This window comes from Hafnia alvei, assembly GCF_034424155.1.
GTDB classification, from domain to species: domain Bacteria; phylum Pseudomonadota; class Gammaproteobacteria; order Enterobacterales; family Enterobacteriaceae; genus Hafnia; species Hafnia alvei.
In genome coordinates, this window is record NZ_CP139992.1 from 2,866,427 (window position 1) to 2,883,267 (window position 16,841).

A 16,841-nucleotide genomic window follows, 5' to 3' on the forward strand; every position below is an offset into this window, starting at 1 on the left:
CCCACCCCAACCCTCCCCTTCGCAGGGGAGGGAGCCGTTTGGAGTTTGCTGAAAGATCCTCGATCGGCCCCACCCCCTGTCAAGGGGGAGGCTGGGAGGGGGTTATAACGCCAAACTCTTAGCATCCTCTCTCGTTAGAGATAAGACGCTTGCCTAAAATGCATCTGCCTATGATATTAACCGTGATCAATATCGCCTTTTTAAGTAACGAATAAGAAACCAGCAGTCGATCAATTTATTTTATTTTTAAGTGGAATCTTATCCCCCTCACCTCTCAACCGCTGCCGCCAGTAATGACGGTACGTGAGCGCCTGACTTAACAATTCACCCCCAAGTTATCCACAATTATGCGCCGTTTTGTTCACTTGCAAAAGGAAGCTAAGAACACTATCTTGTTATCACTCCTTGATTAATACACCATATCTTGTGTTCACAACACGAAATCGACACTACACGTCAAGTTAATGCAACAATGATTTTGCATTGATTTAACGCGCATGGCTTTTATAGACACGATGACGGCTTGAACATGAGATCGCACACGGACAGGTAAATAGCCCTATGAATCAAAGTCTGCTGGTCACTAAGCGTGACGGAAGCAAAGAACGTATCAATCTTGATAAAATCCACCGCGTACTCGATTGGGCTGCTGAAGGCTTGAGTAATGTCTCAGTTTCTCAGGTGGAATTACGTTCTCACATCCAGTTTTATGATGGGATCCGCACCGCGGATATTCACGAAACCATCATTAAGGCCGCCGCAGACCTGATCTCCCGTGACGCTCCAGACTATCAATATCTGGCTGCGCGTCTGGCTATTTTCCATCTGCGTAAAAAAGCTTACGGCCAGTTTGAACCGCCTAAACTGTACGACCACGTAGTTAAACTGGTCGAAATGGGTAAATATGACAAACATCTGCTGGAAGATTACACCACCGAAGAGTTTGCTCAGATGGACGAGTTTATCGACCATTGGCGCGACATGAATTTCTCTTACGCCGCAGTTAAGCAGCTAGAAGGGAAATATCTGGTTCAGAACCGCGTATCCGGTGAAATCTACGAGAGCGCCCAGTTCTTGTATATTCTGGTCGCCGCGTGCCTGTTCTCTAACTATCCGCGTGAAACCCGCCTGAGCTATGTAAAACGCTTCTATGACGCGGTATCAACGTTCAAAATTTCACTGCCTACGCCGATCATGGCGGGCGTGCGCACCCCTACCCGCCAGTTCAGCTCTTGCGTGCTGATCGAGTGCGGCGACAGCTTGGACTCGATCAATGCCACGTCCAGCGCCATCGTGAAATATGTCTCCCAGCGTGCCGGTATCGGCATCAACGCCGGCCGTATCCGTGCGTTAGGTAGCCCAATTCGCGGCGGTGAAGCTTTCCACACCGGCTGTATTCCGTTCTACAAACACTTCCAGACCGCGGTTAAATCCTGCTCTCAGGGCGGCGTGCGCGGTGGCGCGGCAACGTTGTTCTACCCGTTGTGGCATTTGGAAGTTGAAAGCCTGCTGGTACTGAAAAACAACCGTGGCGTTGAAGGTAACCGTGTTCGCCACATGGATTACGGCGTGCAGTTGAACCGCCTGATGTATCAGCGCTTGATTAAAGGCGGCGACATTACGCTGTTCAGCCCGTCAGACGTTCCGGGGCTGTACGATGCTTTCTTTGCCGATCAGGATGAATTCGAACGTCTGTATATGCAGTACGAAGCCGACGACAGCATTCGTAAGCAAAAAGTTAAAGCGGTGGAACTGTTCTCGCTGATGATGCAAGAGCGCGCCTCAACGGGTCGTATCTACATCCAGCACGTTGACCATTGCAACACCCATAGCCCATTTGATCCGGCAATTGCACCGGTGCGTCAGTCAAACCTGTGTCTGGAAATCGCCCTGCCAACCAAACCGTTGAGCGACGTGAACGACGAAAACGGCGAAATTGCGCTGTGTACGCTGTCAGCGTTTAACCTCGGCGTTATCGAGTCGCTGGACGATTTAGAAGAGCTGGCGGTGTTAGCCGTTCGTGCCCTTGATGCCCTGTTAGACTATCAAGACTATCCGATTCTGGCGGCTAAGCGCGGTGCGATGGGACGTCGCACTCTGGGAATCGGCGTGATCAACTACGCCTATTACCTGGCGAAGAACGGCGTACGTTACTCCGACGGCAGCGCGAACAATTTGACGCACAAAACCTTCGAAGCCATTCAGTATTACCTGCTGAAAGCGTCTAACGAGCTGGCAAAAGAGCAAGGCGCGTGCCCGTGGTTCAATGAAACCACCTACGCACAGGGCGTCCTGCCAATCGACACCTATAAAAAAGATTTGGATACGATTTGCAACGAGCCGCTGCACTACGATTGGGAAACGCTGCGTCGCGAGATTAAAGAACACGGCCTGCGTAACTCCACGCTGTCTGCGCTGATGCCGTCTGAAACCTCTTCGCAGATTTCTAACGCGACCAACGGCATTGAGCCACCGCGTGGCCACATCAGCATTAAAGCGTCGAAAGACGGTATCCTGCGCCAAGTGGTGCCAGAGTATGAGCGCCTGAAAAACGCTTATGAACTCCTGTGGGAAATGCCAAATAACGATGGCTATTTGCAGCTCGTCGGTCTGATGCAGAAATTTATCGATCAGTCGATTTCCGCCAATACCAACTACGATCCGTCTCGCTTCCCATCTGGGAAGGTTCCGATGAAGCAGCTGTTAAAAGACTTGCTGACGGCGTACAAATTTGGGGCTAAGACCCTGTATTATCAAAACACCCGTGATGGCGCAGAAGATGTGCAAGACGATTTGCAGGCCGTTGCCGAAGAAGACGGTTGCGAAAGCGGTGCTTGCAAGATTTAACCAAGACCAGCACGAAACCGCCGATATCCATCGGCGGTTTTATCCTAAACGGTAGGATTATAGTTTTATGGCATATACCACATTCTCTCAAAACAAAAACGATCAGTTACTCGAACCCATGTTCTTCGGTCAGCCGGTTAACGTGGCGCGTTACGACCAGCAAAAGCATGAAATTTTTGAAAAACTGATCGAAAAACAGCTCTCTTTCTTCTGGCGTCCCGAAGAAGTTGACGTGTCTCGCGACCGTATCGACTATCAAGCGCTGCCAGAACATGAAAAACACATTTTTATCAGCAACCTGAAATATCAAACCCTGCTGGATTCCATTCAGGGACGCAGCCCGAACGTCGCGCTGTTGCCGCTGATCTCTATCCCTGAGCTCGAAACTTGGGTCGAAACGTGGTCGTTCTCCGAAACTATTCACTCACGTTCTTACACGCATATTATCCGTAATATCGTTAACGATCCGGCGGTGGTGTTTGACGATATCGTCACCAACGAAGAAATCCTCAAGCGTGCGAAAGACATTTCCGGCTACTACGATGATTTAATTGAGATGACCGGTTACTGGCACCTGCTGGGTGAAGGCACTCACACCGTTAACGGCAAAACCGTCAACGTGAATCTGCGTACCCTGAAGAAGCAACTTTATCTGTGCCTGATGAGCGTCAACGCGCTAGAAGCGATTCGCTTCTACGTCAGCTTCGCCTGCTCTTTCGCTTTTGCCGAGCGCGAACTGATGGAAGGTAACGCTAAAATCATCAAACTGATTGCCCGCGATGAAGCCCTACATCTGACCGGCACCCAGCACATTCTGAATCTGATGCGTTCAGGTCAGGACGATCCTGAAATGGCCGAAATCGCCGTAGAGTGCGAACAACAGTGCTATGACCTGTTTGTTCTCGCTGCGCAGCAGGAAAAAGAGTGGGCAGAATATCTGTTCCGCGATGGCTCCATGATTGGCTTGAACAAAGATATCCTGTGCCAGTACGTGGAATACATCACCAATATCCGCATGCAGGCCGTTGGCTTGGGGCTGCCGTTCCAAACGCGCTCTAACCCAATTCCGTGGATCAATGCTTGGTTAGTGTCTGATAACGTTCAAGTGGCACCGCAGGAAGTGGAAGTGAGCTCTTATCTGGTTGGTCAGATTGACTCGGAAGTCAACGCTGATGACCTGAGCGACTTCGAGCTGTAATCCCTTGAGCTTTTCACCCTACCAAGACTCGACGCTGGCGGCAGACGACGCCGCTAGCATCGAGGCTGAAAATGCCAGCGCTGAGCCACTTACGCCCACCATCACACTCGCCCTTTCTGGCGCTAAGCTTGCGTTCACACATGGCAAAGCCTCGCTGCTTGAAGCCCTTGAGCATCATAATGTGCAGGTGGAATATCAATGCCGCTCAGGCTATTGCGGTTCCTGCCGTTGCAAAATGACCAAGGGCCGCGTGGTGTATCGCCAACAGCCGCTGGCCTTCATCAACGAAGGTGAAATTTTACCTTGTTGCTGCCATCCAGACGGAGACATCGAGGTGGAGCTTTAATCGCCTCCACCGCGATTTTTTACCTGCAATCCCTTCCCCTATCACACTGATAATTCACACAAGAATCTGTTCTTGCTCCCACATTTCTGCATGTTTATTTCAAACCGCGCATAATCAATTGTATGATGTAGCCAGCTTTTTATGTGATAAGGACTCGGTTTGGCTCAGACGTGTGCTGGCAGCCGATTTATAAATAATCAGCGACTGATCATAGATTATTTGGTTCTAGCAAACTCCTTTTGGGACTTTGCATGCTTAGCTGCGCTTTTTTAGTGTGGTGTCAGCTATTTATATTGCCAAGTAGTACGAATCGAGCCTTATCACGGAGCTGTTCAACGATGCAAAACACAATAACAATGAAAGCCAAACTATTACCTGTGCTGATTTTCGCCTCGCTTTCCGCCGGAACGTTAAGCGCCAACGCATGGGCGGCGACGCCACCGAAAACGCTGGTCGTGGTGCAAACTCTGGATGATATTGCCAGCCTTGATCCCGCAGAAAGCAACGAACTTTCCAGCATTCAAACGGTGCCGAGTCTTTACCAACGCCTGATCCAAGCCAATCGCGATAATCCAGCCAAGATTGATGCCGTACTTGCCGAGAGCTGGCAAGGCGACGCAGCCAATAAAACGCTCACCGTTAAGCTGCGCCCCAATGCCAAGTTCTCTTCCGGTAATCCGGTGCGCCCTGAAGACGTTATCTTTTCCTATACCCGCGCCGTAACCCTCAATAAATCGCCAGCCTTCATTTTGAACGTATTAGGCTGGGAAGCGGATAACGTCGCCAGTCATCTTAAGAAAATTGACGACCATACGCTACAGCTCACGTGGACCGCCAACGTAAGCCCTGACGTGGCGCTGAACATTCTCTCGACGCCGATTGCCTCCATCGTTGATGAAAAAACCGTCACGCCTAATAGCAAAAAAGGCGACTTTGGTAATGAGTGGCTCAAAATGCACTCAGCGGGCAGTGGGCCGTTCAAAATGCGCGTTTATCAACCGCATCAGGCCATCGTTTTGGATGCCAATCCGCTATCAAACGACGCGCCTAAAATCGCCAATATCATTATTAAAAACGTGCCCGATCCGGCGTCTCGCCGTTTGCTGATCCAGCAGGGTGACGCCGATATTGCCCGTGGGCTGGGCGCAGACCAAACCTCGGCGTTGCAGAATCAAGCCGGTATTAACGTGATGAGCATTCCTTCGGCCGAGCAAAACTATTTAGCGTTCAACACCGGCAATACCGCGAATCCGTTACTGGCAAATCCTGCACTGTGGGAAGCGGCGCGCTATCTGGTCGATTACAAAGGCATCACGCAGGACTTACTCAAGGGCCAATATTTTGTGCATCAGAGTTTCCTGCCGGTCGGCTTTAACGGCGCGCTGGAGAATAATCCGTTTAGCTTCGATCCTGCTAAAGCGAAAGCCATTCTCGAGAAAGCCGGGATCAAAAATGCCGCCTTTACGCTGGATGTTGAAAACAAAGCGCCGTTTATCACCGTGGCTCAATCCATTCAAGCCAGCTTCGCGCAAGGCGGCGTGAAAGTGGATCTGCTGCCTGCGGCAGGCAGTCAGGTTTATGCACGCGTGCGTGCGCGTCAGCATCAGGCCGCGATCCGCATGTGGCTGCCGGACTATTTCGATGCGCATTCCAACGCCAGCGCTTTTGCCTACAACGATAACAAAGGCAGCACCGTCGCGTGGCTAAACGGCTGGAAAATCCCTGAGCTAAGCCAGCAAACGCTTGCCGCCGTAGCCGAAGCCGACAGCGCTAAACGTTTGGATATGTATACCAAAATGCAGCAAGAGCTACAGCGTAGCTCGCCGTATGTGTTTATCGATCAGGCCAAAACTCAGGTTGTGCTACGCGACAACGTGAAAGGCTATCAGCAAGGGCTGAACGCCGATATGGTTTATTACGATCGCGTCACCAAGTAATTCGTCCGCTTTTTATCCACAGTAAGCGGAGAAACTATGGCTGCTGACTTCACGCCGGAGAATAATTTCCGGCGTCATTTACAGACCCTGTTGCAGGGTCTGCTTACGCTCGCATTAACGCTTTTCGGGCTGCTGCTGATTACGTTTTTGCTTTCCGCGCTCTCTCCCGTCGATCGCGTATTACAAATCGTTGGCGATCATGCCAGCGTCTCCACCTACAATCAGGTTCGTCATCAGTTAGGGCTAGATCAGCCGCTGCCGGTGCAGTTCTGGCACTATCTGATTCAGCTTGGGCATGGCGATCTGGGCACCGCCAGCGCAACCGGCCAACCTGTGCTACAAGATTTACTCACGGTATTTCCTGCCACGCTGGAGCTAGCGACGCTGGCGCTCATTATCGGCGCCACCCTCGGCGTTCTGCTGGGCGTGCTGTGCGCACGTTATACGGGAACGGCGTGGGATCTGACCATCCGCACGCTCACCCTGCTTGGTAATTCGGTGCCTATCTTCTGGCTTGGTCTACTAATGCTGTTGCTGTTCTATGCACGTTTACAGTGGAGCGCAGGACCGGGAAGGCTGGACGATATTTATCAATACAGCGTTGAAGCCAAAACCGGCTTTGTGCTTATCGATACCTTACTCTCCGGCGACAGCGGCGCGTTTCTCAACGCCATTAATCACCTGACGCTACCGGTTTTGCTATTGGCCTACTTTTCGATGGCCAGTATCACTCGGCTAACCCGTTCGGCGTGTCTAGGCGAAATGAAAAAAGAATACGTCACACTTGCACGCGCCAAAGGGGCAAACGAAACCACTATTCTGATACGCCACGTGCTGCCCAATATTCGCGGTACGTTATTCACTGTGATTGCGCTGGCCTATACCGGCATGCTGGAAGGCGCAGTTCTGACTGAAACCGTATTTTCCTGGCCGGGCATTGGGCGTTATCTCACAACCGCCCTCTTTGCCGGTGACACCACGGCGGTGATGGGTGGCACATTGGTCATTGGCGTGTGTTTTGTGTTGATTAATAACCTGACGGATCTATTGGTACGTCTCACCGATCCGAGGGTGCACTAATGAATTTATTACGCAAAATTCTCCGCTCACCAGCGGCCAGCTGTGGATTGGTGATTATCCTGCTGCTGATACTCTGCGCCCTTTTTGCACCGTGGTTAGCGGGGCAAGATCCCAATTGGCAAAACGCAGCGGCGCGTTTGCTACCGCCCGAACAGGGACATTGGCTCGGCACCGATGCCTATGGGCGAGATATGTTGGCTCGGCTGCTGTATGGCACCCGCCCGATGTTAGGTATGGTGCTGTTAGTGACCGCAATTACCCTCCCTCTCGGCCTGCTGATCGGTATTTTATCCGGCTATTACGGCGGTTGGACTGAGCGCGTGCTGATGCGATTTACCGATGTTGTTATGTCGATGCCGCGCTTAATTCTAGCCTTTGCCTTTGTCGCGATGCTTGGCCCAGGGCTTATCAATGGCGCGCTGGCGCTGGCGCTCACCACGTGGCCCGCCTATGCCCGTCAGGCTCGAACTGAAATTCAAAAACTGAGGAACAGCGATTATCTCAGCGCCGCAGAAATGCTGGGCATTCGCGGTTTCAGGCTGATGTGGGGACATATTTTGCCACTCTGCCTACCTTCCGCCATCGTGCGCTTAGCGCTGGATTTAGCGGGTATCATCCTTGCGGCCGCAGGCTTGGGCTTCTTAGGATTAGGCGCTCGCCCGCCGATGGCTGAATGGGGCGCGATGATCGCCGACGGCATGCAGGTGATCTTCGATCAGTGGTGGATTGCCGCCATTCCCGGCGCGGCCATTCTGCTCAGCAGCTTAGCGTTCAATCTGCTGGGCGATGGCCTGCGTGATATTTTGGAGTCCGATCATGACTGATATTTCACAGAACCATTCGCTGATTGAAGCCGTGGATTTATCGGTTCATTTTGGTCAGGCGTGCGTCGTCAACCAGCTAAATTTTTCCTTGGGCCATGAACGGTTAGCTTTAGTGGGCGAATCCGGCTCCGGCAAATCAATGACCGCTCGCGCGCTAATGGGGCTAATTCGTCAGCCGGGCAAAGTCAGCGCCACCACGCTACGTTTTGAACAGCAAAATTTACTGGCTTTGAAACCTAAACAATGGTCTGCACTGCGCGGTAACAGCATCGCCATGGTGCTGCAAGATCCTCGCTACGCGCTCAATCCGGTGCATACCATTTACCGCCAAATTGAAGAGGCGCTTACGCTGCACCAGCGTCTGTCGCGCCGTCAGCGCGATGAGTTGGTGTTGCACACCACTGAGTCGGTCGGGCTGCCAGTTCATAGCCTAAAACGCTATCCGGGTGAGCTATCTGGCGGGCTGGGGCAGCGCGCCATGATCGCCATAGCGCTGATCAACAATCCCAAGGTGCTGATTGCTGATGAGCCCACCTCTGCGCTGGATGCTCGGCTGCGCCATCAAATTCTTTCTCTTTTGGTGGAACAGTGCGAACAACGCCAGATGGGGCTATTGCTAATTAGCCACGATCTGCCGTTGGTGGCCGAACACTGCGACCGCGTGATGGTGATGTATCAAGGGCAGTGCGTTGATGAACTGCGGGCGGCTGAGCTACCGCAAGCCACACATCCTTACACCCGAACGCTCTGGACCTGCCGGCCGAATGCCCAAACCTACGGTTCCCTGCTGCCGGTTCTGGATCGCTCACGCACTTTTGAAGGAGCACCTCGTGCCGCTGATTAATATTCAAGATTTACACGTCAGTTTTTCTGACGGACGACAGCGTAAACACGTGGTGAAGTCGGCGCATTTTCAGGTCAATGAGGGAGAAACCTTTAGCCTGATCGGCGCATCCGGCTGTGGGAAATCGACTATTTTGCGCGTCATCGCCGGTTTGCAGCGTGAATGGCAGGGACAGATTGATTTATTAGGCTCGCCTCTGCGCCCACAAAAACGGCTCAACGGCGAAATCCGCCGCAATGTGCAGATGGTATTTCAAGATCCCTATGCCTCGCTGCATCCTCAGCATCGCCTATATCGTTCTTTGGCAGAACCGCTGCAGATTCATCGCGAACCTAACGTAGAACAGCGGGTGGCTGAAGCACTGCAACAGGTAGGGCTCCCCGCCGATGCGGCGCAGCGCTTTCCTCACCAAATTTCGGGAGGGCAACGCCAACGCGTCGCCATTGCCCGCGCCCTGCTGTTGCGGCCTAAAATCTTACTGCTCGATGAGCCCACTTCTGCGCTCGATATGTCGGTTCAGGCTGAAATCCTTAACCTGCTTAACCTGCTAAAGCGGCTGCATTCCATGACCTACCTACTCGTCAGCCACGACGCCGACGTGATTGCCCATATGTCGCAACGCGCGGCGCTGATGGAGGATGGAAAAATTATGCGGGAGTTTAACCGTGCGGCGTTAGCACGCGGCGAGCATCGTTTCGACTAACGCTGATTGATATGAAAAAGCCCCCTGAGCGGATAAAGGCTCAGGGGGCTTTATGTAACTGAATAATCAGTCGAGCAAATCAGCGATTAGCGGCGGTTGCCGAAAATACGCAGCAGCATCAAGAACAGGTTAATGAAGTCCAGATACAGCGTTAACGCGCCCAAAATCGAGTATTTACGGAAGTTATCTTTATCTTCAGGGTTCAGTTGCTCACCCATAGCTTTCAGCTTCTGAGTGTCATACGCCGTCAAACCAACAAAGATAATCACGCCCGCATAGGTAATCACCCACGTCAGCGCTGGGCTTTTCAGCCAGATATTTACCAACGACGCCAGAATGATACCGATCAGCCCCATAAACATCATTGAGCCAATGCCGCTTAGATCACGCTTGGTGGTGTAACCGTAAAGGCTCATGGCCCCGAACATACCAGCCGTTACCACGAACGTGCTCGCGATAGACGAATAGGTATAAACGATAAAAATACTGGCCAGCGTTAATCCGGTGAGTGCCGAATAGAGCATAAACAGCGATGTTGCGGCGGCGGCGCTCAGTTTCTGCACCATACCCGACAGCACAAACACCAAGCCCAACTGCACAATGATTAAACCGAAAAAGGTAATTTTGCTGGAGAAAATAAAATTCAGCACGGCTGGCGTATGTGCGGCATACCACGCCACGATAGACGTCAGTAATAACCCACAGGTCATCCAGCCATACACTTGCGCCATATACGCCTGTAGGCCCGAATTTGCGCGCTCTACGATCGAGCCATTATCACGAGGATATCGATCCATGAAGATCACCTTAAGCTAGGAATAACAATATTATCTGAATGGATAAAACAACCAGACAGTTCTCCTAATAAGCCTACCACAGAACCGTGTTTTTGCTGCGGGCTGAGTGTGCCGATATATTTCAGATTTAAGTAATATTTACTTATGCGTCAAACACTCGACCAGCGCTTGGTAACATGTGCTACACGCTCACCGAACTTGCGCGCGGTCTCTAAATCGCCCGGCAGCGGCGCTTCATCCGGCGAGGCATCGGAAGGCGACACCGTCATCAAGCCAGAAAAGCCAGCAATATAGTTCACATCATTGCGGTTTGCCGCTTTAGTGTTGGACGGCAACATTCCCATCCCTACCCACACACCACCATGCTGCTGCGAGAGATGGAACATATAATCGAGCGTGCCGAGTTTGTCGCCGTTCATGCTGGCCGAGTTAGTGAACCCAGCAAAAACTTTATCTTTCCACTCTTGACTAAACCAAGGCTTGGAAGAGGCATCAGCAAATTTTTTAAACTGCCAAGATGGCCCGCCCATGTAGGTCGGGCTACCAAAAATAATCGCGTCGGCCTGCGCTAACAGATGCCATCCCCCTTCCGGCAAGTTGCCTTCACTGTCGATGGCCAACACCTCAACGCTCACACCGTCGATCTGCTGGGCGCCCGCGGCTACCGCCTCAGCGGCTTTGGCGGTATGCCCGTATCCACTATGAAAAACCACGGCTAATGCTGTCATCAAATAACTCCTCACACGTTGGTTAATTCGTTATACGCCTGAGAATATTTATACGTCGGGAATAGGATGGCGTCTAGGGCGATGACGTCATGTTGCATCGCAACAGGAAAAAGCCAGACCATCACTGCATTTTATTGTTTACGAAAATATCATTAGTTTTAAATAGTTGTTATTTTTCATGTGGATATTAGAATTAATGCTCCCGTAGTAAAGCTTGTACTATTCAACTAAGACGTAAGTTTTACGGAGAGCATATATATGTGGGATAAGGATCGTTCCGTTATTTATCTAAATAGCCATGCGGGCTCGCACAGCCAACATAGATGTGCGGAATACACACGTGAAGCTATTGAAGCTGGAGGTATCCGGCTTAATCATCATTTAGATGCGAAAGACTATGGTGACTCACTGACCTATGCTGGATTTGTCGACGTCACAGGAAGCGAGCCAGAATATGGTGATATTGTTGTTATCCAACCTTATGTCGGTGGAAACTCATCCGGTCATATGGCCATGTTTAATGGGAGAGGATGGGTTTCAGACTTCAAGCAGCATGACCTCTACCCAGGCTCTGGCTATCGTAAAAATCATCCGCCATACAAACTTTATAGGTATAACCGCTGATGATAAAAACTCTATTATTACTGGCAATAACAATACTCGCGGGATGCACATCTTCAAATAAAAACCCAGCGGAACAAGTCGCTAGTTTTTATCATTTGTACCTCAACACACCAGATACCTTTGATAGCTCAGCATCGCTACAACCTTATCTGGAAAAACAAACTTTTGCCCAATTACAGAAAATAGCCAAAGAGCCGGAGCCAGATACGCTTGATGCTGACTATTTTACCCAATCACAAGATATTGGCAGCTCATGGCCAACCCATATCGCTGTTTCAACTCCAACGCCAGCAATCGGCGGTACTACCGTCGAAGTAACATTAGGCGCTGCTAATGATATCCAGCAACATCTCATTCTCTGGCTCGTCTGGCAGGACGGTTGGAAAATAACTCGAGTACAAGGTGACAATGAGCAGTTTTTGTATCGTTAAAGTCCTTAACAAAAAGTTATATCCAAATTAAAACAGATAAAATTACTACAACCACACCCATACTCAATAGACAATCGGACGCCTAAAGTCGGTGGTATCAGGTAAAAGCGCAACCGTCCGTAGGTGTCGATTGCAGATAAACCATATTTCATCCCGATCGTTAGATAATATGTAGTAAGCATCCGATGATTCAGAGGGATTAAACACGCCTAGCGCCCGATAGGCTATTTCACGACTAAACCCGCTACGCAGCGGCAAAGGCCGTGGCCCATTCTCCAACTCCTCAACCCGCAAATAAAGACCTTGCTCAAACCAAATCAAATTAGCTCCTTAACTCAGCGAAAGTTAGCTCGCATGCTGCCACAAAGATGCAGCGCTGAAATAAGTATAGTGAAAATGGGGCAGATGATAATTTGCTGCTATCTGTAGGGCGGCGAACGTTGAAAACGAGCTATAAATTATGCCTAATCAAGTCATTAATCCCTTTGCAAAGTTTGTCCTTTTTTCTCTGCGCGCTAGCCACTAATATTTAAAATCTATACGTTATGTGCATCTACTGAAAAAGGGTTCATTGGATTTAATCGACAGTGAGATAAAACATATCCCCGCCGTTGATGAGCACGGGGATATCAACGCGGATGACAAACTAAAACCACGGCACCGTTGCCGTTGCGCTTAATCCATAGCTGCTAAATTTGCCCGCCGTTGGCTGCGTTTGCAGTTCGCCCTGACGAATAAACAGATGGAACATTTGACCAGTAGACAAACTTTTTAGCACGACAAAAGGTAACGAGGTTCTTTGTTCGTTGACATCGAGAATTTGCAGGCGAGCCTGTTCTTCGGTGAGCCAACCTTTTTTCACCGATCTGCGCCGTAGCCTCTCCGCGCTGCTTTTTACCTGCACGCGACTAACCGTTCGGTAGGCCACTTTTTCTGGCACCGCTAAAATGTCGCTACACTGGGTATAATCTCGCAGCCCTTTCAGCCATGGCGTAGCTGCTATCGCCGATAGTGCCTGCTGTGAACCGTGCAACCGGATGGTATCTCCAAGGATTTTCTCCGCTCGCGGAAAGCTGACGCCGATATCGCCTTCACCATAAGCGCCTAGGGCACGGTGCAGCTTGGCAAACAGCGCAGCCATCAGCATGGATTCTTTAAACTCAGGGTCTTCCAACACGCGGATATCCTGATAAAAATTCATATCAGCCCCTTATCACTCTTTTTCGCCAAATACACCGCCGCGGATCAGAACCGCCATGACATAGTGTTGTTGCTCCGTCGCAGGCTTTTCACCTTTAGTTACCCACTTATCCAGCAGCGTGTAAAAATCCATTTTCTCTTTTGGCTGACGACAAGCGACGCCGCGGCTGGTTACGGAGCCGTAGGGCTCCACGGCAATTGCGCCTAGAGATTCAACCATCGGATGCCAGGTATCGATAGTACGTAGCGCGTTACCCACTTTTTGTGAATGCATGGCGGCAACGTCGCTGACTTGGTACAACACCTTACTTTTTTTGCTATTGCTATCGAGAACCAATTCTTGTGATGGGAAAATTTCCTGCCCTGCGCCTAAATGCACAAAAGCATTCACAGTCAGCAGCGCAAAACTTTCTCCGCGCAGCCCGGCTTCAATCACCTGTGCCAGCGCCTTCAAGTCGCCTTTCGGCTGGCTAAACTCGCGCAGGCTATAATTTTGCGCATCGAATTTCCAATGCTGTTCGCCAGATGAAACATGCACTTCAATCGCTTCCGCCCCAATACGATTGCGCCATAGGAAGCGACCATTTGCCAGATTCTCGGCATAGCGCGCTGCCAGTTCAGTAAAACCGTGCTCGGCGATATAGCCCTCAATCACCTCCTGCAAGGCGGCCTGATACTCTTGATCGTTACACACCGACGGCGTAGACAAGTTACCCAGCACGCGCAGCGTAAACGTCACTTTCAGCGTGTCCGCATCCATTGGCAAAGCGGCAACGTCAACTCGCTGTAGGTTAGCTTTTTGAATTTCGGCATCGAGCTTTGTTCTATCGCTGGCAATCGCGTTCTTTAATCGATTGGAGATAGTGCCACGCACCGCTTTTTCTTGAATACGTACTGGCTGCCAGACATCTCCATGCCAATTACCCGAATACATTACCGCGTCTGAATTAGCCAGTTTACGTTCAAAAGCGAGTACCGAAGCGGTTTTAATAACTGAAGTTTTAGCCATTTTTCATCCCTTAAAATTCGTCTGAGTAATGTGAATCATCTGGCATAATGTCGTCAGGCAAGGATTGCCCACGGCAGTAATATCCAGTGTCAGTAATGTGATAACGCCAGAACAGCTCATCCGGTTCTTTAATGCGATGTACCCCCCGCCACTCTCCGATGCCATATACCGGTTCGGCAAAGCAGAACGGTGTCTCGTTGTCTCGAGCATTAATCACGGTGCCGGGTTCGTAAAGCGGGGAAATTCGCTGCCAGCCGATCATCAGCGGAACCAGATATCCAGGGCGAGGTTTTTTCAAATATTCCCATGTTGCGCTGTCTTCCTGATCTTCATTTTTTTTCGCCGCCATTTTCAACGCGGCAAAATCAAGCCATGCGTCCATCATTTCCACATCAGGGTTTTGCTGTTTTAGTGCTTGGAAATGCTCGTCAAGCCAAAGTGAACGGTCATACAACGCAAAGCCCGGCATCAAGCTGTAGAGATTGGCGCTTAAGTTGCCAGCGCTACATACCCGAACCTCACGCAATTGCGTAATGGTGCCACCCGCTAGTTTTTGCGTTTGACAAAGATTTTGTAGATGCTCGGCCAGCGCCTGCATACCGACATCACCATTGGCAATTTCACCATGACACTCAATCACGAGAGAAACCGTCATATGCATACGTCCCTCTTCGTTGAACGAGGCGGTTTTGGCCTCTTTGGTCAACGGATTACGAGTGAGAGCAAACTGATAATCACGCCCAGATGAATAAGCATGGGTCTGATGACGATGGCAAATGACACCGCAACCTTCTAGCGTGAGTCCGTGGCTGATTTGCAGTTTTCGAGATAATGCATGCGTGTAACCCAAAAAATGGGTAATGGAGGGAAATCCCCATGTGAGTCCGGCGACTGCGTTGGCGTTTTCTACCATAATCCACGGTAATATAATGATATTACTCATTGCGGCATCTCCTTATAGCCTGCTCCATTTCGTGCAGACGACGCTTGAAGAGTGGCTGGGTCTGCCATTCTCGGCGCTCGGTTTCCCCGACCTTGAGTTTGTCACACCACAAATGGCTGTTTAACCACTGGGCAAAATCATTGGCTACCGCATCTTGCCAGTCACCTTTTTCGCGCTCGTTAAAAAATGCCTCATCTTTTTTTGCCCGCCACGGATCGAGCCAAAGCTGCTGGTGAGGTTTGAGCTGGCAATTTTCATCTGCTGTCCAGCCCTCAAATTCCCTACGTTGTAGATCAGCCGCGATGTTGAATAACAAGTCGATAAGCTCGTCGATGTAACGGTCGCGCTGCTGGCGAATAGCGTGATTATTGCTTTCTCCCGCACTGACCAATAGTTGAATCAGTCGACGGCGCAACGTGTGGGTTGCACGTTCATATGGACCTCTACCGAAAAGGTTCTTCAATGCCACTGGCGGTTTGTCCTGAGTTTTCCACTGTGGTGACGCTGAGGATAGAAGCCACACACGCCCATTACGCGCAACGTTTAGCAAGGATCTCGTCTGAGGTTTAGCGCTGCAAAAATCCATTACCGCTAAGTTTGGAAATTTCACCAGAGGCTTCGGATGCCATGTCCCAGCCTTATACGCCGCCCTAATCTCTTTGCTTTCTTCGCTAAAACGTAACGCGATCAATTTGTTATGCAAAATCTGGGCTAGAGATGAGGAAAACAGCGGTCCAAGCAGATGGTATCCCCCTTCAACAGGAATATAGATCTGCTTTGCCAGCTTATGAGACGCAGGTGGCTTGGCTATAAGGACGCTAGTAAACCCCGTCATCCAAAACGCAAGCTGCTCGTCGTCTTCCGACAGTTCAGCCAGCACAGAGCTATCACCGCGTTGTAAACAGGCTAGCAGCGAATCGCCCTCTACTTCAGCTTTCAGCAGATTTGCGACATCAAAAACCGCCGCATTTCCTGTAAAATCAATACACTGATTCAAAATCGTTGCGGTAGAGAGATAGCCTTCGTTTTCTGTTGCTTCACTGATAACACTGCTACTTTTTGAATCACCATGAGCAAACTTGGCAACATGAGTAGCCGAACTGATTTGCCCAATACGGTTGACGGCATCTGTTAACCAGTTACGTGTTTCATAGCGCAACGCCACTTCGCGTCGCTCTTGTAGCAAGGTGCTTTCGTCTTCCCCTGCCGCCTGCCGTTTAGTCATTTCTTTATCAAATGCATCGAGTTTTGCTTGCCGTCGTCCGGCAATGTAATCTTCGATAAAAACGGCCAACCTTTGATATGACATACACACTCCTGTCCCTGATAT

17 protein-coding genes are annotated in these 16,841 nt (G+C 50.5%); 10 read left to right on the forward strand and 7 right to left on the reverse strand.

The genetic code is table 11. The features are described from left to right. Positions 1-561: 561 nt before the first annotated feature. The 8 genes from nrdA (at position 562) to U0008_RS13435 (ending at position 9,779) form a co-directional block, all read left to right on the forward strand. Positions 562-2,847, forward strand: a complete 2,286-nt coding sequence (gene nrdA / locus U0008_RS13400) for a class 1a ribonucleoside-diphosphate reductase subunit alpha (RefSeq protein WP_043494031.1) — start codon at positions 562-564, stop codon at positions 2,845-2,847. Between the two features lie 67 nt (positions 2,848-2,914). Then, a complete protein-coding gene (gene nrdB, locus U0008_RS13405; protein WP_025798031.1) occupies positions 2,915-4,045 on the forward strand; it encodes a class Ia ribonucleoside-diphosphate reductase subunit beta in 1,131 nt (376 codons plus the stop codon). 58 nt (positions 4,046-4,103) lie between these two features. Further along, the gene (gene yfaE, locus U0008_RS13410) at positions 4,104-4,391 is read left to right on the forward strand and encodes a class I ribonucleotide reductase maintenance protein YfaE (RefSeq protein WP_046449928.1); all 288 of its coding nucleotides are present in this window, start codon (positions 4,104-4,106) and stop codon (positions 4,389-4,391) included. Between the two features lie 356 nt (positions 4,392-4,747). After that, positions 4,748-6,328 (forward strand): ABC transporter substrate-binding protein, encoded by a 1,581-nt coding sequence (locus U0008_RS13415; protein WP_043494034.1) that lies wholly within the window; start codon positions 4,748-4,750, stop codon positions 6,326-6,328. A gap of 36 nt (positions 6,329-6,364) precedes the next feature. Further along, the gene (locus U0008_RS13420) at positions 6,365-7,408 is read left to right on the forward strand and encodes an ABC transporter permease (protein WP_043494036.1); all 1,044 of its coding nucleotides are present in this window, start codon (positions 6,365-6,367) and stop codon (positions 7,406-7,408) included. After that, positions 7,408-8,232, forward strand: a complete 825-nt coding sequence (locus tag U0008_RS13425) for an ABC transporter permease (RefSeq protein ID WP_043494039.1) — start codon at positions 7,408-7,410, stop codon at positions 8,230-8,232. Before U0008_RS13420 ends, U0008_RS13425 begins: the two co-directional genes overlap by 1 nt. Continuing rightward, positions 8,225-9,076, forward strand: a complete 852-nt coding sequence (locus U0008_RS13430) for an ABC transporter ATP-binding protein (RefSeq protein ID WP_043494040.1) — start codon at positions 8,225-8,227, stop codon at positions 9,074-9,076. Before U0008_RS13425 ends, U0008_RS13430 begins: the two co-directional genes overlap by 8 nt. Continuing rightward, positions 9,063-9,779 (forward strand): ABC transporter ATP-binding protein, encoded by a 717-nt coding sequence (locus tag U0008_RS13435; protein ID WP_043494043.1) that lies wholly within the window; start codon positions 9,063-9,065, stop codon positions 9,777-9,779. The genes U0008_RS13430 and U0008_RS13435 overlap by 14 nt, the downstream gene beginning before the upstream one ends. Positions 9,780-9,865: 86 nt before the next feature. On the opposite strand, the gene U0008_RS13440 is transcribed toward U0008_RS13435, so the two are convergent. Continuing rightward, entirely contained in the window at positions 9,866-10,576 is a 711-nt protein-coding gene (locus U0008_RS13440) for a Bax inhibitor-1/YccA family protein (RefSeq protein WP_025798019.1), read from the reverse strand. Between the two features lie 149 nt (positions 10,577-10,725). Then, positions 10,726-11,304, reverse strand: a complete 579-nt coding sequence (locus tag U0008_RS13445; RefSeq protein ID WP_043494046.1) for a flavodoxin family protein — start codon at positions 11,302-11,304, stop codon at positions 10,726-10,728. Positions 11,305-11,562: 258 nt separating this feature from the next. On the opposite strand from U0008_RS13445, the gene U0008_RS13450 reads away from it, so the two are divergent. Both U0008_RS13450 and U0008_RS13455 read left to right on the forward strand, forming a co-directional pair. Next, positions 11,563-11,928 carry a hypothetical protein gene (locus tag U0008_RS13450; RefSeq protein ID WP_043494049.1) on the forward strand — a complete coding sequence of 122 codons (366 nt, stop codon included), beginning with the start codon at positions 11,563-11,565 and terminating at the stop codon, positions 11,926-11,928. Continuing rightward, positions 11,928-12,359, forward strand: coding sequence for a DUF3828 domain-containing protein (locus U0008_RS13455; protein WP_051874156.1), 432 nt, complete (start codon positions 11,928-11,930; stop codon positions 12,357-12,359). Before U0008_RS13450 ends, U0008_RS13455 begins: the two co-directional genes overlap by 1 nt. A gap of 63 nt (positions 12,360-12,422) precedes the next feature. Here the strand turns inward: U0008_RS13455 and U0008_RS13460 are convergent, their stop codons facing one another. From U0008_RS13460 to csy1, 5 genes are all read right to left on the reverse strand, one after another. After that, positions 12,423-12,680, reverse strand: coding sequence for a hypothetical protein (locus U0008_RS13460; protein ID WP_071842631.1), 258 nt, complete (start codon positions 12,678-12,680; stop codon positions 12,423-12,425). 325 nt (positions 12,681-13,005) lie between these two features. After that, positions 13,006-13,560 carry a type I-F CRISPR-associated endoribonuclease Cas6/Csy4 gene (cas6f, locus tag U0008_RS13465; protein WP_043494052.1) on the reverse strand — a complete coding sequence of 185 codons (555 nt, stop codon included), beginning with the start codon at positions 13,558-13,560 and terminating at the stop codon, positions 13,006-13,008. Between the two features lie 12 nt (positions 13,561-13,572). Then, positions 13,573-14,568 (reverse strand): type I-F CRISPR-associated protein Csy3, encoded by a 996-nt coding sequence (gene csy3 / locus U0008_RS13470; protein WP_043494055.1) that lies wholly within the window; start codon positions 14,566-14,568, stop codon positions 13,573-13,575. Between the two features lie 10 nt (positions 14,569-14,578). Then, a complete protein-coding gene (csy2, locus tag U0008_RS13475; RefSeq protein ID WP_043494058.1) occupies positions 14,579-15,511 on the reverse strand; it encodes a type I-F CRISPR-associated protein Csy2 in 933 nt (310 codons plus the stop codon). After that, positions 15,504-16,820, reverse strand: a complete 1,317-nt coding sequence (gene csy1, locus U0008_RS13480) for a type I-F CRISPR-associated protein Csy1 (protein WP_043494060.1) — start codon at positions 16,818-16,820, stop codon at positions 15,504-15,506. The genes csy2 and csy1 overlap by 8 nt, the downstream gene beginning before the upstream one ends. Positions 16,821-16,841 lie beyond the last annotated feature (21 nt).